2 protein-coding genes are annotated in these 2,974 nt (G+C 65.7%); one reads left to right on the top strand and one right to left on the bottom strand.

All coding sequences use genetic code 11. The features are described from left to right. Window positions 1–359 precede the first annotated feature (359 nt). On the bottom strand, window positions 360–1,115 hold the full coding sequence (locus tag ON44_RS31445) for an HAD-IIA family hydrolase (RefSeq protein ID WP_051182654.1): 756 nt from the start codon (window positions 1,113–1,115) through the stop codon (window positions 360–362). A gap of 799 nt (window positions 1,116–1,914) precedes the next feature. Here ON44_RS31445 and fgd point away from each other — a divergent pair. Next, window positions 1,915–2,925 (top strand): glucose-6-phosphate dehydrogenase (coenzyme-F420), encoded by a 1,011-nt coding sequence (gene fgd, locus ON44_RS31450; protein ID WP_040696830.1) that lies wholly within the window; start codon window positions 1,915–1,917, stop codon window positions 2,923–2,925. Window positions 2,926–2,974 lie beyond the last annotated feature (49 nt).

Raw genomic sequence — 2,974 nt, forward strand, 5'->3', positions numbered from 1 at the left:
ACCTGATCTTGATCCCACGCTCGAGAACGCAACCACAGCCAGTCGACCACGCTGGAAGCCGCGAGCCTGCCCACCCGGCTGCGGAAGGTAAGCCGGGTACGGCACACAACGTGCCCAGCACTGCACCGACAAAACCACGCAACGCCAAACCATCCTGGACCGCCAGACCCCGGAAGTCAGTGCAGAACAACAGGCCCCACCGCAGCCCACCACCCCGAACGCAACCCCCACCTCCCCCTTGTCCCGGCCACTTGCCGACCTGGACAAATGATCACGTGGAAACTACGGCGGCAAAACGCGAGAAGGCTACGCCACCAGTTCCACCTGATCTTGATCGCCCGCGGGGGCGGGGGTGAGGGTCAGGGGAAGGGGTTGTGGGTTCGGCCTACGAGGTCGGCTACTGAGTCGACGACCAGGGTGGGGCGGTAGGGGAATTGCTCGACGGATTCGCGGGTGGAGATGCCGGTGGTGACCAGGACGGTGCGCATGCCCGCCTCCAGGCCAGAGACGATGTCGGTGTCCATGCGGTCGCCGATCATTATGGTCGACTGTGAATGTGCGCCGATCCGGCGCAGTGCCGAGCGCATCATCAGTGGGTTCGGCTTGCCTACGTAGTACGGCTCCTTGCCGGTCGCGCGGGTGATCAGTGCGGCGACCGAGCCGGTCGCGGGGAGCAGGCCCTCGCGGGACGGGCCGGTCGCGTCCGGGTTGGTGGCGATGAAGCGCGCACCCCGATCGACCAGCCGGATCGCGGTGGTGATCGCCTCGAAGGAGTAGGTGCGTGTTTCGCCGAGCACCACGTAGTCCGGATCGCTATCGGTCAGCACATAGCCGATTTCGTGCAGTGCGGTGGTAAGTCCGGATTCGCCGACCACGTAGGCGGTTCCGTTGGGGCGCTGGTCGTTGAGGAAGGTCGCGGTGGCCAGCGCCGAGGTCCAGATCGCCTCCTCCGGAATATCGAGTCCGGTGTGGCGCAGGCGGGCCTGCAGATCGCGCGGCGTGCGGATCGAGTTATTGGTGAGCACCAGGAACGGGATCTCATTGTCGCGCAGCTCTGCTAGGAACTTGTCGGCACCGGGCACCAGATGGTCTTCGTGCACCAGCACCCCATCCATATCGGTGAGGTAGGACAGGATCGGTTCATCTGGTGTGCTCACGAGTCAATTGTCGGCTATCCGCCCGGCCACCGCGCGAATACCAGCTTCGATGCGACCATCCCCACACCGCCCTTAGCGCCACCCACTTGCCGCGTCGCTGTGAGTCGTCGCGAGACTGGCTGCCTCGCTGTGTGTTGTCACTTGCCTCGCCGTGAGCAGTCTCCGGCTTGTCGCTGCTGACTTCCCCAAGGGCCGTCTCCGGCTTGCCGTCGCACCGTGGGTGATGCTGACTTTCCCCAGGAGCCGTTCTCGGCTTGCCGTCGCATCGTGAGTTGATGCTGAGGTCCCCATGGGCGTCTCTGGCTTGTGGCTGCGTCGTGAGTTGATGCTGAGGTCCCCATGGGCGTCTCCGGCTTGCCGTCGCATCGTGCGCTGATGCCGACTCCCCAATAGCCGTCAGCGACTTGCTGTGCCGCCGCAGGCTGCCACCGACTTACCGCGCCGCGGGGGAGTCGCACCTCAGCGATACGCAGCACCTCGAATGCCCGGTTCTTCTGCCGACGGAGATCCGGTCCCCGGAGTTGGGTATTGCGATCACCGGGTGCGGCCCTGCGCACCTTCCCAGGACGCGCTGACTATGGTCGAGGGGAGGCCGTGTGAGAACCGATCGCGCAGCGCTCAGGTAGGCCGATCGCGGCTCGGGAACTCCGGTGTCGCCCTTGCGGTTGTACCGGGATGCGGTCGCGGGATTCAGGCGGCCGACGGAGTGCGGAACCTCCCGCACGGACCGTTGAGCGAAGCGACAGGAGTGGCGCATATGGGTGATCTCAAGCTCGGATACAAGGCGTCGGCGGAACAGTTCGGACCGCGGGAATTGGTGGAAATCGCGGTGGCGGCCGAGGAACACGGCCTCGACAGCGCAACGGTGAGCGACCATTTCCAGCCGTGGCGGCACAAGGGCGGGCATGCGCCGTTCTCGCTGGCCTGGATGGCCGCGGTCGGCGAGCGCACCAAGCGCATTCAACTCGGCACCTCGGTGCTCACCCCGACCTTCCGCTACAACCCCGCCGTGATCGCGCAGGCCTTCGCGACCATGGGTTGTCTTTACCCCGACCGCATCATGCTCGGTGTCGGCAGCGGTGAGGCGCTCAATGAGATCGCCACCGGCTACACCGGCGAATGGCCGGAATTCAAGGAGCGTTTCGCTCGGCTGCGCGAATCGGTCGACCTCATGCGCGCGCTGTGGACCGGTGAACGCACCGACTTCGACGGCGAGTACTACAAGACCGTCGGCGCCTCGATCTACGACGTGCCCAAGGGCGGCATCCCGATCTATATCGCCGCGGGCGGCCCCCTGGTCGCGCGCTACGCGGGCCGCGCCGGTGACGGTTTCATCTGCACCTCCGGCAAAGGCATGGATCTGTACACCGAGAAGTTGATGCCCGCCGTCGCGGAGGGCGCCGCCAAAGCCGGACGCGCCGTCGAGCAGATCGACCGGATGATCGAGATCAAGATCTCCTACGACACCGATCCCGAACTGGCACTGGAGAATACGCGCTTCTGGGCCCCGCTCTCGCTGACCGCCGAGCAGAAGCATTCCATTACCGATCCGATCGAAATGGAGGCCGCCGCCGACGCCCTCCCGATCGAGCAGATCGCCAAGCGCTGGATCGTCGCCAATGATCCGGACCAGGCTGTCGAACAAATCAAGCCGTACCTCGACGCCGGCCTCAACCACCTGGTCTTCCACGCCCCCGGCCACGACCAGTCCCGCTTCCTCGACCTCTTCCAGCGCGACCTGGCCCCCCGCCTCCGCGCCCTGGGCTGAGCCACAACTACTCGCACCGGCCGAGCATCGACAGGCTCCCCTGCGCATG

Origin of the sequence: Nocardia vinacea NBRC 16497, assembly GCF_000308835.1 — a bacterium.
Lineage (GTDB): Bacteria > Actinomycetota > Actinomycetes > Mycobacteriales > Mycobacteriaceae > Nocardia > Nocardia vinacea.